The 15,689-nt window shown below is 69.2% G+C and carries 10 protein-coding genes; 8 read left to right on the forward strand and 2 right to left on the reverse strand.

Translation table 11 applies throughout. The annotated features are described in order from the left end of the window. Positions 1 to 903: 903 nt before the first annotated feature. On the forward strand, positions 904 to 1,788 hold the full coding sequence (locus tag AB0G59_RS25015) for a hypothetical protein (protein ID WP_360915653.1): 885 nt from the start codon (positions 904 to 906) through the stop codon (positions 1,786 to 1,788). Positions 1,789 to 1,892: 104 nt separating this feature from the next. Here the strand turns inward: AB0G59_RS25015 and AB0G59_RS25020 are convergent, their stop codons facing one another. Continuing rightward, on the reverse strand, positions 1,893 to 3,110 hold the full coding sequence (locus AB0G59_RS25020; RefSeq protein ID WP_360915656.1) for an HNH endonuclease signature motif containing protein: 1,218 nt from the start codon (positions 3,108 to 3,110) through the stop codon (positions 1,893 to 1,895). Between the two features lie 1,103 nt (positions 3,111 to 4,213). Between AB0G59_RS25020 and AB0G59_RS25025 the strand changes: the two genes are divergently transcribed. Further along, positions 4,214 to 4,744 carry a hypothetical protein gene (locus tag AB0G59_RS25025; RefSeq protein ID WP_360915659.1) on the forward strand — a complete coding sequence of 177 codons (531 nt, stop codon included), beginning with the start codon at positions 4,214 to 4,216 and terminating at the stop codon, positions 4,742 to 4,744. A 62-nt stretch (positions 4,745 to 4,806) separates the two neighbouring features. On the opposite strand, the gene AB0G59_RS25030 is transcribed toward AB0G59_RS25025, so the two are convergent. Beyond that, positions 4,807 to 5,865, reverse strand: coding sequence for a LacI family DNA-binding transcriptional regulator (locus AB0G59_RS25030; RefSeq protein WP_360915662.1), 1,059 nt, complete (start codon positions 5,863 to 5,865; stop codon positions 4,807 to 4,809). 159 nt (positions 5,866 to 6,024) lie between these two features. Here AB0G59_RS25030 and AB0G59_RS25035 point away from each other — a divergent pair, with 159 nt between their 5' ends. The 6 genes from AB0G59_RS25035 (at position 6,025) to AB0G59_RS25060 (ending at position 15,665) form a co-directional block, all read left to right on the forward strand. Then, positions 6,025 to 7,347, forward strand: a complete 1,323-nt coding sequence (locus AB0G59_RS25035; RefSeq protein ID WP_360915665.1) for an extracellular solute-binding protein — start codon at positions 6,025 to 6,027, stop codon at positions 7,345 to 7,347. Between the two features lie 3 nt (positions 7,348 to 7,350). Next, the gene (locus tag AB0G59_RS25040; RefSeq protein WP_360915668.1) at positions 7,351 to 8,244 is read left to right on the forward strand and encodes a sugar ABC transporter permease; all 894 of its coding nucleotides are present in this window, start codon (positions 7,351 to 7,353) and stop codon (positions 8,242 to 8,244) included. Further along, positions 8,244 to 9,074, forward strand: a complete 831-nt coding sequence (locus AB0G59_RS25045) for a carbohydrate ABC transporter permease (protein WP_360915671.1) — start codon at positions 8,244 to 8,246, stop codon at positions 9,072 to 9,074. The genes AB0G59_RS25040 and AB0G59_RS25045 overlap by 1 nt, the downstream gene beginning before the upstream one ends. A gap of 79 nt (positions 9,075 to 9,153) precedes the next feature. Next, on the forward strand, positions 9,154 to 10,410 hold the full coding sequence (locus AB0G59_RS25050) for a glycosyl hydrolase (RefSeq protein ID WP_360915674.1): 1,257 nt from the start codon (positions 9,154 to 9,156) through the stop codon (positions 10,408 to 10,410). Between the two features lie 152 nt (positions 10,411 to 10,562). Next, positions 10,563 to 12,617 carry an endo-beta-N-acetylglucosaminidase gene (locus tag AB0G59_RS25055; RefSeq protein ID WP_360915677.1) on the forward strand — a complete coding sequence of 685 codons (2,055 nt, stop codon included), beginning with the start codon at positions 10,563 to 10,565 and terminating at the stop codon, positions 12,615 to 12,617. Between the two features lie 12 nt (positions 12,618 to 12,629). Continuing rightward, on the forward strand, positions 12,630 to 15,665 hold the full coding sequence (locus tag AB0G59_RS25060) for a glycoside hydrolase family 38 C-terminal domain-containing protein (protein WP_360915680.1): 3,036 nt from the start codon (positions 12,630 to 12,632) through the stop codon (positions 15,663 to 15,665). Positions 15,666 to 15,689: the final 24 nt, after the last annotated feature.

Consider the following 15,689-nt stretch of genomic DNA (forward strand, 5'->3'; position numbering starts at 1 on the left):
CGGCCGCGTCAGGCGCTCAAGGCCGGCATGACCCCACCTACTGATGGGCCGACAACTCCCTTCGCCCAGCCGGAAGCATCCTGTTCGGCTGAACACGCCGGCCTCGACATCTTGCAGTCGGCCGGAGTGGTCAATCAGCCGAGTCCATGGTCCGGGCCAGACGCGGGCCAACTCCACATCGAACCGGCTGAACGGCCACTCCACCGCAAGCCATCAGTCCAGCCCTCGCTGCACCCGCAGCAGACAAAAGTCTCCTTCCGCGCCCGCATCGTGGTGGCCCCCTGCGCACGAGCTCCGAATCCAAAGCGGCCCGCTGGATCGCTCCTGCGGACCTCGACAAGCTCGACATTCACCCGTCCATGCAACTCCAGATGGCTCACGGCCTCCACGAGTCACGCACCATTCCCTACATCGGCTCACCTGAGTCCGACACTGAGGCCAGGCGTTCCTCCACGCGGTAAGAGTTTCTGTGCCCGCGCACGGCGCGGGGATGAAGAGGGGGCCGTTCAACTGGCTCCTGAGTGGAACGACCAGGTCAGCCGAGGCCCGACATGGCCCGCGGTCAACCCCTTCCTGCACGATCAAGGCAACCGCCGCGCAGAGCGCGGCGCGTGCGGCCCGTCGCCCGGACCTACGCTCTTGTCTGCGCCCCGCTCCAGGCCGGCCGCCGGCCGCGCGTTCTCTCGGCTCTGAGCTGATGAAGAAGACCCACGGGCTTGGACGGCGCATTCGGCTCACGTCAGAAAAATTCCTCCGGCGGGGGACCTCCGGCTCCGGGATGGAGGGGCTACATGCGCGGGTGCCGGTCCCCGTGGCGTGGGGAGACTCCCACCCAAAGCCGCTCCGACACCCCACCTTCCTAAAAACCGCCCGAGTGGCTGCACTCCGATGCAAACTAACAGCATGCTTGCGAACCTGCTGCCAGGAATCCGGGAAATCCGCGCTCCATTAGCCGCCGGGTACATTTGGTTGATCACCCTTTGGATCGGATTCTCCGAGTATATTCCCAAGAAAAATGACGCTCAGGGAATATGGGAGAGCGCACACCAGCTTAACGTCGCAGTCGGCACAACAGCCACACTTGCAGCCGCCAGCTTCGCCGCATACATGATCGGTTGCCTACTTGAAATTCGCGCGCGCTCTATCGTTCAATGGTTGAATTTTTCCGAATGGCGGTGGACTATATACCAGAAAATTCTAGGACACCCCTTGGCGGGCCGACTCGACGACCCCCGCATGTTGAGTTGGACGGAGACGCCAGAAACGAGCCGCGGAGTCGCAGAATTACATTCACTCGTTCTACCAAACGAAACCTTCATCTCCGTCCGGAGGCCGGAATGGGGTAGCCGCGCCTCACGCTCGGCCCTAATTGATCTAGCCATTTACATCCGCCGCACCGGAGGAAGAGAGGCGGCCATTCAATCGATGATGGGGAGGTTTGGCGACGAACTCGATCAACTTGCCATTCGTCTACAGGCGCAAAACGTAGACCCCTACGGAACGTACGACCGCACAACTGCCGAGGCCGACCTTCGGGTGAATGTCGGCTTCAGCGCATCGATACTTATGAGCGTCGCCGCAGCTAAGAGTTCACTTGAAGTACTCCTATTAATTCCCTGCACTTGGCTACTTATCATGCGGGGGAAACAAAAGGCGCGCGAAGCGAATGATGTGTTGATCCAGGCCGTAGTATCCGGAGAATTGAATTCTCGTGTGCTGACATCTGCTCTGTCTCAGGTCGCGGGGTCGTCAGCGGGCTCAGGTGAAGCTAGTTCAGCCGAGGTGTGACAATGCCGGCATAGCAGCGGACAAGCGCGGGTGCCTGTAGACCATCGCAGGAGGTGAGGGATGCTGTGGGCCAAAGCCAGGCGCCCGCCCAACAGCTGCCCCAACTACTCCTGCTCCGCGAACGCCTGGTGCCGTGCTCGGGCTATGGTAAGCAAGCTCATGCGAAGTCCCTGGCGGTTGCTCCCTCGTGTCTTCAGAGCATGGCAATTGGGGCAGAGGGCAATCATAGTTTCTGGCACGTCTTCACCACCACGCCCGAGGTCGTTTATGTGGTCCACCTCAAGTATCGGGGCGCCGGCGTCCGTGAGCTCAGTCGGGTGACCAGCGCACGATGAGTTCTCGCACCGGCCGCCGCTGCGGAGTATGACTGCTTCACGCGCGGCTGGTGAACGGAAGTAGCGATCGACCTGCACACGACGTGATCGCTGAGTACGGCCAGATCCCGTACGTCGAGCGGCGGCGGCGAGCCTGCGGTAGCGCTCACAATCACTCACTGGCGTTTCACCCGCCTCCTTCGGAGACACGTCGAGCGAGTCATCGTGCACGCTGCCGTCGTCCTCGTTTAGCGCGTCGATGACCTCCTGAGGCCAGGTCTCACGCAGTGGGGACGGGACAGGCACAAGCACCCATACGTACTCTCGACGCATCTTCCCATCTTCTCCACGGCCCCAGCGTCTGTGGCATTCGACGATCACTGCCCAGGTCTCAAAGTGCCACTGGCCGCCATAAGGCTTGTGCCAGTACCGCAACGCTCGCTGTTCCGCCTGGTATCGGGCCATAGAGCGATTGCCGTTGCGGATCTGCTGGTCACCTGAAAGGCCGTCACCGGTATATGCGATCCAGTTCGTACCGTCTATACGCGTATCTGCGTACGGACCTTTCTCATCCGAGTAGACGGTCAAGATTCCGTCGGCCAACGGAGTAATACCAAGGACGCGGTTTCCGCCGTATGCGTCAGCTACCGTGTCGCGGTTACTGAATGTCTCTCCGACGCGCGGGCGCAGGGATGTGTCGATACGCCCGGCCAGCAAGTCAGTAAGGCCCAGGGCATCCAACAGGCCAACTGGTAGCGGGTCGAAGAACCTCAACAACAAGCTGCCAGCTATCCGGGCTGCAATCTCTGGATCTCTCGACACCAGGTTGAAGTCCTCCTTCGGGAGCCCAGCAAGAGGGTCAGCAGCATCCAGCGCTGCCAGTGTCGGCCGCCGCCCACCACTGGTGAGCTCCAGCTCATCGGCGCCGTCAACCTCCCACAAGTGGTTCCTACGCAAGGCCCAAAACGGGTAATGAGCCCCCCTGGAGGCTCCGAGGTATGTAGCCATCAACGGAGTGAGGGCATCACGAACCGTGGACCAGTGATGCTCACGCCGCCCCTGGACGGCTTGACCTATAGCCCACAGCAGCAACAACGGCCGGTGGGTCGCCTGACCGGACCCCCGTACAGCAGGCGCAAGGTTCCCCACCCGCCTGATCAAACTTGCTTCAACATCCGGCATTCGACCCTCCCGACAGACCACTTGCGAACCAACAAATGGAGTATCCGGTACTGGCGGCCGGCGCCAGCACCAGATTGGCCTCAGCGGAACTCCCAGAGCAGGTCTAGCCGTCGCCGTCCTGACAGTGCTGAGGTCACCTACGAGGCCGTCAGGCAGTCGTCCGCGCGAGAGCCGTGTTCTCGCTCCGCGCGTGGGTGGCGATTGAGACCCTGCCAGCGAGATCGCAGAGGAAAATTGCAGGTCAAGGGCTGTTCCAGCCTCCGAAGAGGGGACAGCTTCGGGAGTCGTGTTCGCGCGCACCGCTGCTTTATCCGCCGTGCGCCCTATAAGCACCAGGGGGACTGGTCGGCGCAGGAAGTCCTCGACCGTCGACAGCGCGAGTTGGACGACGCCAAGAGGAAGCGCGCCGAGACGCGTCGGACGTAGGTGACACCGCTTGCTTCCCGGGGAGCCAAAGCCAGCTACAGCAGACCCCCGTCCGTGGTCAACCACGGGCGGCCCTATCAGGTACCCCAAGGCCGAGGCGTCCATCCTTGCTGCTGCGGCGACGTCTCCCCTGACACAGCGCGTAAAGCTGGACGGTCCCGCCAGGTCAACAAGAAAGGGGAACTTCCGCTTCCATGAGGGGAGTTGAGGTGACCCGTTCAAGGCTTCGTGATCAACGACACATGTGACTCCTCGTGACGCCAGAGGTCATATGTCGCTGATACATCGGGACATATCGCCCCACGAGGCCCATCCTCATGACAGCCCGTCACCGGCACCCACCCCGGCGCCCATGGAAGCGGTTCCGCCGGTGTTCGGAGGTGCCTTTTCGGGCATAGATTCCGGCTTGATCACGAGGGCGGCCCCGGGTTCATGGAATCGGGGGCCGGGACCAGCCTCTGTGGTTCATCCGTTCTTGTATTTTCTTGGGGGAAGGGACAGCTATGTCCATAAACGTCCGCTCTGTTCTGCGTCTCGCGCCCGCCGTTGCCATGATCGCCGCGTGCGGCATCGTCGCCCCGCAGGCGTCCGCCGTCGAGCAGCCCGTGCCCGGTGTGAAGATCTCGGCCAAGGCGTCGAAGGAGACCGTCGCGTTCGCCAAGGCCAGCCCGAAGGTGGCGGCGTCCGGGGGGCTGGCTTGTGGGCCGGGTTATGTGCTGAACAGCGCTGTGCCCCTGCCGAAGGGCACCGACCCGAAGATGCGTCTGGCCACCCTCTTCAACTACACCAAGGGCGGCAACGACAGCGGCTGCTCGATCTACGACAACAACACCGGCAAGGCGCAGAACATGTACCTCCAGGTGTGTGCCTCGATGAAGGGCGCCTGCCAGGAGGACAAGGGCAGGTTCAACGAGTACGCCGGCCCCGTTCGTACCAACGACCCCGTGTGCGCCACCGTCACCGCGTACATGACGGTCTCCGGCGGCGTCCGCATCGCCGACTACAAGTCCGAGTACGCCTACCTCTGCAACTGAGCCGAAGGTTCCACCACGGGGCCGCCGCAGCGCGACGCTGCGGCGGCCCCGTGCGTTTCACTTCACTGCCGGGGTGGCGTGACGAACGGGCCGGTCGTGCCTCGGGGGACGAGGTGCGGGAGGGGGTCCTGGGTGCTCAGGGCGGGGGCGCCGTCCAGGAGGGACATGAGGTGTTCCGCCGCGTGGCGGCCGAAGGCGGCGGTGTCGCGGGCCAGGGCGGTGAGGGCGGGATGGGTGTTGCGGCAGAGGACGGAGTCGTCCCAGGCGACGATGGAGAGCTCGCCGGGTACGGACACGCCGGCCTCCGCGGCCACGGCGAGGCCGGCCACCGCCATGACGTCGTTGTCGTAGACGAGCGCGGTGGGCGGGCGGGCGGCGGACAGGGCGTGCCGGGTGGCCTCGGCGCCCTGGGCGTCGGAGTAGTCGGTGGTCACGGAGGTGACGTCCGGGAGGCCGCGGCGGGTGGCCTCGGCGCGCAGTGAGGCGATGCGGCGCCGGGTGTGGGCGAGGCCGGGCAGGCCGGCGATGTGCACGATGCGCCGGTGCCCGAGGCCGTGCAGATGGTCGACGACCGAGGCCATCGCGGCGGTGTCGTCGGCCCACAGGGTGGAGATCGCGGCCCCGGGCGGGACGGTGCTGGAGCCCGGGGCGCCGATGATCACGGCGGGCAGGCCCAGCTCCGCCAGGAGGGCCGGGCGGGGGTCGCCGTCGCGGGGGTCCACGACGAGGAGGCCGTCCACGCGGTGCTCGGCCCACCAGCGGCGGTAGACCGCGCATTCGGCGTCCAGGTCCTCCACCACCTGGAACAGCAGGCCCAGACGGCGGCCGGCGAGCGCTTCCTGCACTCCTGAGACGAGTTGGAGGAAGAAGGACTCGACGCCCAGGGCGCGGGCGGGCCGCGCCAGGACCAGGCCGACGGTGGCCGCGCCCTCCCCGGACAGGGCGCGGGCGGCGGCGCTGGGCTGCCAGCCCAGCTGTTCGGCGACGCGGCGGACGCGGGCGCGGGTCGCGGCGGAGACACCCGGGCGGTCGTTGAGGGCGAAGGACACCGCGCTCAAGGAGACGCCCGCGCGGCGCGCGATGTCCTTCATCGTCGGGCGTCGGGCCGGCGTGCGGCGCATGGCCGTCTCCCCTCTCGGGCACGGATGTGGCAACACACTAAAGCGCATTAGTTCTTGGCGGCAGTGTTGACGTGACTCCCGTCGCGGGTGCAGGTTTTGACCTGCCTCCTCCCGGCCTTCCGGCCCCGTATCCGGCCCGATCGAAGGAGTTCGTCGACCATGCCCATATCCCGGCCCAGGTCACGATCCCGGTCCCGTAGAGCCGCCGTCGCCACCGTGCCTTTCCTCGCCGCGGTCCTGGCGCTCGGCGGATGCGGAGCGGATGGGGACGACGGCGGTGCGGCGGGCGCCGAGGGGAAGCCGGAGGGCGACATCACCTTCCAGACCTGGAATCTGCGGGCGAAATTCAAGGACTATTTCGAGGGCCTGGTGAAGGACTTCGAAGAGCAGCACCCCGGGGTCAGGGTCAAATGGCTGGACCAGCCGGCGGAGCACTACGCCGAGAAACTCAGCGCCGATGCGGCGGGCGGCACCCTCCCGGACGTCGTGAACGTCTCCCCCGACCTGTCCTATCCGCTGGCCAAGGCGGGCGTGCTGATGAACCTGGACAAGGAGAAGGCCGCGGCCCGGTTCAAGGACGAATACACACCGGAAGCCTGGCAGGGCAATGCGCTGCCGGGACTCGGGGGCTCGTACGCCTTCCCGTGGTATCTCAACACCGGACCGCTGTTCTACAACAAGGCCCTGTTCCGGGACTCCGGCCTCGACCCGGAGAAACCGCCGAAGAACTACGACGAGCTGTTCGCCGTCGCCCACCGGATGGCAGGGCGGCCCGGTGGCAGGGCCGCCACTCTCGCGGGCACCCCGTCCATCGAGGACTTCGGCCGCTACGGGGTCCGGCTCATGAACGACGACGCCACGAAGTTCACGTACAACGAGCCGAAGGGCGTCGAACTGCTCACCAAGTACAAGGAACTCTACGACCGGGGCGGGCTCGACCCGCAGGCGCTCACCAACACCCCAGAGAAGGCGGGGCAGAAGTTCCTGGAGCAGAAGGTCGCCATGAACCCGGGCGGCGCCCACGACATGGAGACATTCAAGAAGAACGCACCCACCCTCTACCGCAATCTGGGAATCACGGACGCGCCCAACAACACCGGCAAGCCCAACATGTATGTGATGGGCCTGGCCGTCAATGAGCGCAGCAAGCACAAGGCGGCGGCCGTCGCCTTCGCCCACTTCGTCACGGACCGGCGCCACCAGGAGGCCTTCGCCCACAAGGTCGCCGTCTTCCCCAGCACCAAGGGCTCCCTGGACGATCCGTACTGGACGAAGGACGACGGCACCGACGAGGGACGCGTCCGGGTGGCCTCGGCGAAGATGCTGAAGGGCGCGGTCAATTACACGCCCGTGGTGATGAGCGACGAGATGAAGACGATCCTGCGCAACGAGGTCGCCAAGGCGCTGCAGGGCAAGAAGTCCCCCCGGCAGGCGCTCGACGACGCGGCGGCGCAGAGCGACAAGCTGCTCCGGCAGAGCTGACCCGTGGGCCGGAACCCCGCTCCCCGCGTCCGTACGCACCGCGCCGCCAGCCCCTGGCTCTTCCTCCTGCCCGGCCTCGCCGTCATCACCGCCTTCAGCCTCTATCCCTTCCTCACCACCGTCCACAAGGCGTTCACCGACGCCCGCACCCTCACCCCCGGCACATGGGTCGGGCTCGAGAACTTCCGCGCCATGCTCGAGGACGAACAGTTCTGGGTCGCCCTGCGCAACAGCGGCCTGTACGTGCTGCTGGTCGTGCCGTTCACGGTGCTGCTGCCGCTGCTGCTCGCGCTGCTGGTGCAGAAGCAGTTGCCGGGTGTGACGTTCTTCCGCTCCGCCTTCTACACCCCCGTCGTGGCGTCCGTGGTCGTCGTCGCCCTGATCTGGGCGTGGATGCTCGACGACCGCGGCCTGGTCAACGGCATCCTGCACGCCCTCGGAGCCGGGCCCGTCGGATTCCTCGGGGACGAGTGGCTGCTGCTGTTCAGCGCCATGGCGCTGACCGTGTGGAAGGGCCTCGGCTACTACATGGTCATCTACCTCGCGGCGCTCGGGAACGTGCCCCGCGAGCTGCACGAGGCCGCCGCCGTCGACGGGGCCGGGGCCCTGCGCCGCTTCACCAGCGTCACCGTCCCCGCCGTGCGCTCCACGATGGTGCTGGTCGGCGCGCTGTCGTCCGTGGCGGCGTTCAAGGTCTTCTCCGAGGTCTACCTCCTGGCCGGGCCCTCCGGCGGCCCCGCCGGGCAGGACACCACCCTCGTCATGCTCGTCCAGCGCACCGGTACGGGCCTGAGCGGCCGTGTCGGCTACGCCTCCGCCATCTCCCTGGTCGTCTTCGTCATCGCCCTGCTGCTGATGCTGCTCGTCCTGCGCGCCGACCGGAAGGAGGACGCCTGATGCTGCGGACGCCGCGCTGGGAAAAGGCGCTGCGCTACGTCCTGATGCTCGCCGTCCTGGCCGTCGCCGTCGGCCCGTTCCTGTGGCAGCTGTCCACCTCGCTCAAGGGCACGACCGAGGACATCTACACCTCTCCCCCGCGCTTCCTGCCCGAGCACCCGACGCTGCGCAACTACGCCGAGGTCGCCGAGATCATCCCCGTCTGGGACTACGCCCTGAACTCCCTCAAGGTCGCCCTCGCCAGCGTGCTCACCAACCTCGTCGGCGCCTCCATGGCCGGCTACGCCCTGGCCCGGTTGCGTTTCCGGGGTCGCGGGGTGGCGGGCACCGCGTTCGTGGCGGCGCTGCTCGTACCGCTGGAGTCCATCGTCATCGCGCAGTTCACGATGGTCCGCGACCTCCACCTCAACAACACCCTCACCGCCGTGGTCCTGCCCGGTGCCGTCGGCGCCCTGAACGTGCTCCTCATGCGGAACGCCTTCGCCGCCGTGCCGTACGAGATCGAGGAGGCGGCCGTGATCGACGGGGCGAACGCCTGGCAGCGGTTCACCCGGATCGCGCTGCCGTCGGTGCGCGGCACGCTCGCCGTCGTCGCGATCTTCGCCTTCATGGGCGCGTGGGACGACTTCCTGTGGCCGCTGATCGTCCTCTCCGACTCCGACAACTTCACGCTGACCGTCGGACTGAACTTCCTGCACGGCACCTTCGCGCAGAACCCCCGGCTGGTCGCCGCCGGAACCGTCATCGCGGTCGCCCCGCTCATCGTGATGTTCACCTGCCTCCAGCGGTACTTCTTCCGCGGGGTCGGCGAAGGCGCCGTCAAGGGCTGAGCCCGCTCTCCCACGCCCCGCTCCCCCGCACCCCGCTCCCCCGCACCCCGCTTCCGCGCGCACCGAGGAGGATCCGCCCATGGCCGTCACGCCCCGCTTCGGCGTCAACTACACCCCCACCCGCGGCTGGTTCCACCACTGGCTGGACTTCGACCTCGACGACATCCGCGCCGACCTCGACTCCATCGCCGTCCTCGGTCTGGACCACATCCGCGTCTTCCCGCTCTGGCCCGTCTTCCAGCCCAACCGCACCCTCATCAGGCCGCGGGCCGTGGAGCAGCTCCTGCAGCTGGTGGACGCCGCCGGTGAGCGGGGCCTCGACGTCAACGTCGACGGTCTCCAGGGCCATCTCTCCAGCTTCGACTTCGTTCCGTCCTGGACCACGACCTGGCACCGGCGGAACATCTTCACCGACCCCGGCGTCGTCGAGGCACAGGCCGCGTACCTGCGCGTTCTGGCCGCCGCCCTCGCCGACCGGCCCAACTTCCTCGGCATGACCGTCGGCAACGAGATCAACCAGTTCTCCGGCGCTCCCCACCCCGACCCCGACCTCATCGACACGGGCCAGGCCGGCCGGTGGCTGGAGCGGATGCTGGAGGCCTGCGAAAAGGGCGCACCGGGCCGCATGCACCTGCACGCCTCGTACGACGCCGCCTGGTTCGACGGCACGCACCCCTTCACCCCCGCCCACTCGGCCCGGCTCGGGGCCGCGACCGCCGTGCACTCGTGGGTCTTCAACGGGACCGCGCAGCGGCACGGCCACGGCGGGCGCGCCACGCAACTGCACGCGGCGTACCTCGTCGAGCTGTCCAAGGCCTGGGCCGAGGACCCGGCGCGGCCGGTCTGGCTCCAGGAGGTCGGCGCGCCCGCCCCGCACGTTCCGCCCGAGCACGCCGCCGCGTTCACCGAGGCGACGGTGGCGGGCGCGCTGGACTGTCCGGACGTGTGGGGCGTCACCTGGTGGTGCTCCCATGACGTCGACCGTTCGCTCGCCGACTTTCCGGAGCTGGAGTACGGGCTCGGGCTGTTCACCAACGACCGGCGGATCAAACCTGCCGGGGAGGTGATGTCACGGCTCGTACGGGAGTGGCGGGAGGAGGGTGCGCACGAGGCGCCCGCTGCGCGCGGGGTCGGGCTGGTGCTGGATGCCGGCGATCCGGAACGGGCGCCTCGGCGTGAGGTGTGTGCGCCGGGTGGGGAGTTCTTCGAGGCGTGGATGCGGGTTGCTTCGCTTGGGGGGAGGCCGGCGGTGGTGCTCGGGGAGTTGGCGGGGGATGCCGCGTATTTGGGGGCGCGGGGTATTGGGGAGGTCCTCGCCGTGGATCAGGTGCGGTAGCTGGTTTGTTTCCCCACCCCGCCCCTTCCCGTAACCGGGGCTCCGCCCCGGACCCCGGTCCTCAAACGCCGGACGGGCTGAGTGGTTGCCCGGACGGGCTGGGTGGTTGCCCGGACGGGCTGAATTGTGGACCTGATTATCAAGGAGCATCTATGCGTGTTACCCGGCGCACCCTCCTCCTCGCCGGTGGGGCCGGTGTCGTGGCGGCCGGTTTGCCTGCCGTCAGTCGGGCCGTCGGCGTCGTCGCGGATCCGCAGCCGTACGCCTCCTACTGGTACCCCGACAGTCTGCCCTCCGGCGTCCCCGCGCCCGGCGTGCGGTGGCGGAGCTTGCGGGCGTGGCGGGCGGAGGACGATTCCGACCTGGCGTTCAACAGGGCGAGCGTGCCCCTCGCGCCGCGGTTCACCCCGCCGCCGGCCAACGGCTCCGCGCGCGCCGGCCAGGCCCGTGTCTGTGCGCTCGCCGCCTTCGCCACCACGTCCGCGAACCCCTCGCAGGGGTCCGCCACCGCCGACTATTACGCGCTCACGCACTGGGCCTATCTCGACGAGCTGGTGTTCTGGGGCGGCTCCTCGGACGAGGGCCTGGTCCTCGCGCCCAACGCGCCCGTCGTGGACGCGGCCCACCGCAACGGCGTGCCCGTACTGGGCACGGTCTTCCTCCCGCCCGCCGCCTACGGCGGGCAGCTGCGCTGGACGCGGGAGCTGGTCTCGCGCGGGGCGGGCGGGGGCTTTCCCCTCGCCGACCAGCTGATCCGGGTGGCGCGTGCGTACGGCTTCGACGGCTGGTTCCTCAACGCCGAGACCGGCGGCGGGGACGCCCGGCTCGGCGCGGACATGCGGGACTTCGTCGCGTACCTACGGGCCCACGGCGAGGGGCTGCGCGTGCACTGGTACGACGCGATGGCGATCTCCGGCGATGTCTCCTGGCAGAACGAGCTCAACGAGCGCAACGCGCCGTTCTTCCGCTCCGCCGACAGCATGTTCCTCAACTTCAACTGGAGCCGCTCCGGCCTCGTCTCCTCCGGCGAGCTGGCGAAGGGCCTGGGGCGCAGCCCGTACGAGCTGTGGGCCGGGATCGACGTCGAGGCGAACGGCTGGGACACCCGCGTCGACTGGGACGCGGTCGTACCGGCCGACCGTCCGCACCTGGCCTCGTTCGGCTTCTACCGGCCCGAGTGGACGTGGAAGAGCCTCCCGGCGGGCGGGCGCACGCCCGCCGCCTTTCACGCGCGGGACGACCGCTTCTGGTCCGGGCCGTCCCTGGACCCGGCCCGTCCGGACGCCGGTGCGTGGCGCGCTCCCGCCGCGTCCGTCGCGGACCGCTCCACGCTGACGTCGCTGCCCTTCGCCACCACCTTCAACACCGGCCATGGACTGGGGTGGTACGAGCGGGGCCGGCGGACCGCCGACACCGCCTGGAACCACCTGGGCCTGCAGGACCGGCTGCCCGGCCGCCGCTGGGTGATCCACACGGCGGGCGCGCGGCCGGCCGTCGGCTTCGACTTCGCCGACGCCTGGCACGGCGGCGGCAGCCTCCTCGTGGAGGGCGGGACGGACGGACCGACGACGGTCGAGCTGTACGCGGCGAGGCTGCCGCTGTCGAAGGCGACGGTGGTGGAGCTGGCCCATCGCTGCGACCCCGGCTCGGCGGGCGTCCGCGTGGAGCTGGCGGTCGCCCTGGAGGAGCGCCCGTACCGCTTCTCGTACCTGCCGGCGGGCACCCTCCGTGCCGGCGGGTGCGGCTGGACCACGGCCACGCTGCGCGTCGGTGCGCTGCTGCGCGGGCGGGCCGGCCGGACCATCCGCGCCCTCGGTATCCGACTGACCGCACAGGACGGCGCTCCGGTCCGCTGGCGGCTGGGCCGGCTCGCGATACGCGACGCCGCCCCGAAGCCGCCCGGCCGCCCGGGGGCGGTGAGCGTCACCGCCACGGCGCCCGGCCCCGGCGGCACGGTGGCGCTGCGGCTGGCGTGGGGCGCGGCCACCGGTCCCGTACGCCACTACGAACTGCGTCAGGCACTGCCCGGGGGCGGATTCCGCTTCCTGGGCGGCACGTGCGGGCATGCCTACTACGTCCCGGCGCTGCGCCGTACGGCCGAGGAGGCGGTCACGCGCATCGACGTGCGCGCCGTGGACGAGCTGTACGCCGCCTCGGTCCCCGCTTCCGTCACGTACCGCTGGTCCGCCGCCAGGCCCTCTGCGTAAGGAACCCGACGTATGCACAACGACAGCACGATCACCGAAGCCCGCCTCAAGCGGGTGCTGGACGAGCGCATCCGCCCGGCCGTGTACCCGGAGTCGGTGCCGCTGGACGTCAGCGTGTGGCACGCCCCGGGCGAGCCCGTGCCCGTGACGGAAGGGATCGCCGGGGAGCGTACGCCCATCGCGGTGGGCTCGCCGTGGGGGCCGGCGTGGGGCACCAGCTGGTTCACGGTGTCCGGGACGGTGCCCGCGGCGTGGGCCGGGCGTACGGTCGAGGCGCTGCTGGACCTGGGCTTCGACGAGAACATGCCGGGGTTCCAGTGCGAGGGCCTCGTCTACCGCCCGGACGGCTCTCCGGTGAAGGGGCTCAACCCGCGCAACCAGTGGGTGCGCATCGGCGAGAGGGTGGCCGGCGGCGAGGAGGTGCTGCTGCACGTCGAGGCCTCCTCCAACCCCGTGATCCTGGACTACCAGCCCTTCGTGCCGACCGAGCTCGGCGACCGCGAGACGGCGGACGACGCTCCGCGCTACCGGCTCGTGCGCATGGACCTGGCCGTCTTCGACCGGACGGTGTGGGAGCTGGTGCAGGACCTGGAGGTGCTGGGTCAGCTGGTGACCGAGCTGTCGGCCGACTCGCCGCGGCGCTGGGAGATCCTGCGGGCCGTGGGGCGGGCGCTGGACGCGGTGGACCTGCAGGACGTCGGCGGTACGGCGGAGCGGGCGCGCGGGGAGCTCGCGGGGGTGCTGGCCGCGCCCGCGCACGCCTCGGCGCACCGGATCAGCGCGGTCGGGCACGCGCACATCGACTCGGCGTGGCTGTGGCCGCTGCGTGAGACGGTCCGCAAGGTGGCGCGTACGACGTCGAACATGACGGCCCTGCTGGAGGACGAACCGGACTTCGTCTACGCCATGTCGCAGGCGCAGCAGTTCGCGTGGATCAAGGAGCACCGGCCGGAGGTGTACGCGCGGGTGAAGAAGGCGGTCGCGGACGGCCGTTTCGTTCCCGTGGGCGGCATGTGGGTGGAGTCGGACACGAACATGCCGGGCTCGGAGGCGCTGGCGCGGCAGTTCGTGCACGGGAAGAGGTTCTTCCTGGAGGAGTTCGGGATCGAGACGGAGGAGGTGTGGCTGCCGGACACGTTCGGCTACTCCGCCGCGCTGCCGCAGCTGGTGAAGCTGGCGGGGGCGAAGTGGTTCCTGACGCAGAAGATCTCCTGGAGCCAGACGAACAAGTTCCCGCACCACACCTTCTGGTGGGAGGGGCTGGACGGGACCCGGGTCTTCACGCACTTCCCGCCGATCGACACCTACAACTCCCAGCTCTCGGGCCAGGAGGTCGCGCACGCGGTCCGCAACTTCCAGGAGAAGGGCGGTGCCACGCGCTCGCTCGCGCCGACGGGGTGGGGCGACGGCGGCGGGGGCACGACGCGCGAGATGCTGGCGCGGGCGAAGCGGCTGGCGGACCTGGAGGGCTCGGCGAAGGTCGTCTTCGAGAAGCCGTCGGCGTTCTTCGAGAAGGCGCACGCGGAGTACGCCCACGCCCCGGTGTGGGCGGGCGAGCTGTACCTGGAGCTGCACCGGGCGACGCTGACCAGCCAGGCACGGACCAAGCAGGGCAACCGGCGCTCGGAGCACCTGCTGCGCGAGGCGGAGCTGTGGACGGCGACGGCGGCGGTGCGCGCCGGGTTCCCGTATCCGTACGAGGCGCTGGACCGGCTGTGGAAGACGGTGCTGCTGCACCAGTTCCACGACATCCTGCCCGGCACGTCGATCGCGTGGGTGCACCGGGAGGCGGCGCGGACGTACGCGGAGGTGGCCGCGGAGCTGGAGTCGGTCATCGGGCGGGCGCTCGCGGCGCTGGCCGGTGACGGTCCGGCCGGGGGGACGGCCAGGACGGTCGTCTTCAACGCGGCGCCGCACGGGCGCGGTGGCGCTCCGGCGCACGGCGCGGTGGCCGACCGACCGGCCGTGGGCGAACCGGTGACCGTGGCCGAGCGCGAGGGCGGCGGCTACGTCCTCGACAATGGTCTGCTGCGGGTCGGGATCGACGCGCGCGGTCTCGTGGTGTCGGTGTACGACCTGCGGACCGGGCGGGAGACCGTCGCCCCCGGCGGGGCGGCCAACCTGCTCCAGCTGCACCAGGACTTCCCCAACATGTGGGACGCGTGGGACGTGGACCACTTCTACCGCAACACCGTCACCGATCTGACGGACGTCGACGTGCTGGAACGGGCGGACGACGGCTCGGTGCGGGTGGTGCGCCGCTTCGGGGCGTCACGGGTCGAGCAGCGCATCGCGCTCCCGGCGGGAGAGCGGAGGGTGGACATCGCGACGGAGGTCGACTGGCACGAGACGGAGAAGTTCCTCAAGGCCGCCTTCCCGTTGGACGTCCATACGGACCGGGTGGCGGCGGAGACCCAGTTCGGCCACCTCTACCGCCCCGCGCACACCAACACCAGCTGGGACGCCGCCAAGTTCGAGGCCTGTGCGCACCGGTTCGTGCACGTGGGGGAACCGGGCTGGGGCGTGGCGCTGGTCAACGACTCGACGTACGGATACGACGTGACGCGCGCCGTGCGGGAGGGAGGCGCGGGCACCACGACGACCGTGCGGCTCTCCCTGCTGCGGGCCCCGCGCTTCCCGGACCCCCGCACCGATCAGGGCGTGCACCGCTTCCGGTACGCGCTGGTGCCGGGGGCGTCCGTGGGGGACGCGGTGCGGGAGGGGTACCGGATCAACCTGCCGGAGCGGCGTGTGCCGGGGGCGGCGGGGGTGGAGCCGCTGGTGTCGGTGGTCGGTGACGATGCTGACGCGGTCGTCGTCTCGGCGGTGAAGCTGGCGGATGACGGGAGTGGGGATGTGGTGGTGCGGCTGTACGAGTCGTTGGGGGGGCGGGCGCGGGTTCGCCTGGCGGCGGGCTTTGTTGTGCGGTCGGCGCAGGTCTGCGATCTGCTCGAGCGGGCTTTGGGGGCGGCCGGCGTGGAGGAGGGGGCGGTCAGGCTGGCGTTGCGGCCGTTCGAAGTCGTCACGTTGCGGCTGAGTCGCGCCTGACGTCAGGACGGGGCCTTCCCCCAC

The sequence above is a fragment of the Streptomyces sp. NPDC021096 genome, from assembly GCF_040641275.1.
GTDB lineage: Bacteria > Actinomycetota > Actinomycetes > Streptomycetales > Streptomycetaceae > Streptomyces.

What these genes read in the sequence shown, in the direction of transcription:
- AB0G59_RS25015 (WP_360915653.1), top strand. Translation starts at nt 904, where the DNA reads ATGCTTGCGAACCTGCTGCCAGGAATCCGGGAAATCCGCGCTCCATTA.
- AB0G59_RS25020 (WP_360915656.1), bottom strand. Translation starts at nt 3,110, where the DNA reads ATGGCTACATACCTCGGAGCCTCCAGGGGGGCTCATTACCCGTTTTGG.
- AB0G59_RS25025 (WP_360915659.1), top strand. Translation starts at nt 4,214, where the DNA reads ATGTCCATAAACGTCCGCTCTGTTCTGCGTCTCGCGCCCGCCGTTGCC.
- AB0G59_RS25030 (WP_360915662.1), bottom strand. Translation starts at nt 5,865, where the DNA reads ATGCGCCGCACGCCGGCCCGACGCCCGACGATGAAGGACATCGCGCGC.
- AB0G59_RS25035 (WP_360915665.1), top strand. Translation starts at nt 6,025, where the DNA reads ATGCCCATATCCCGGCCCAGGTCACGATCCCGGTCCCGTAGAGCCGCC.
- AB0G59_RS25045 (WP_360915671.1), top strand. Translation starts at nt 8,244, where the DNA reads ATGCTGCGGACGCCGCGCTGGGAAAAGGCGCTGCGCTACGTCCTGATG.
- AB0G59_RS25050 (WP_360915674.1), top strand. Translation starts at nt 9,154, where the DNA reads ATGGCCGTCACGCCCCGCTTCGGCGTCAACTACACCCCCACCCGCGGC.
- AB0G59_RS25055 (WP_360915677.1), top strand. Translation starts at nt 10,563, where the DNA reads ATGCGTGTTACCCGGCGCACCCTCCTCCTCGCCGGTGGGGCCGGTGTC.
- AB0G59_RS25060 (WP_360915680.1), top strand. Translation starts at nt 12,630, where the DNA reads ATGCACAACGACAGCACGATCACCGAAGCCCGCCTCAAGCGGGTGCTG.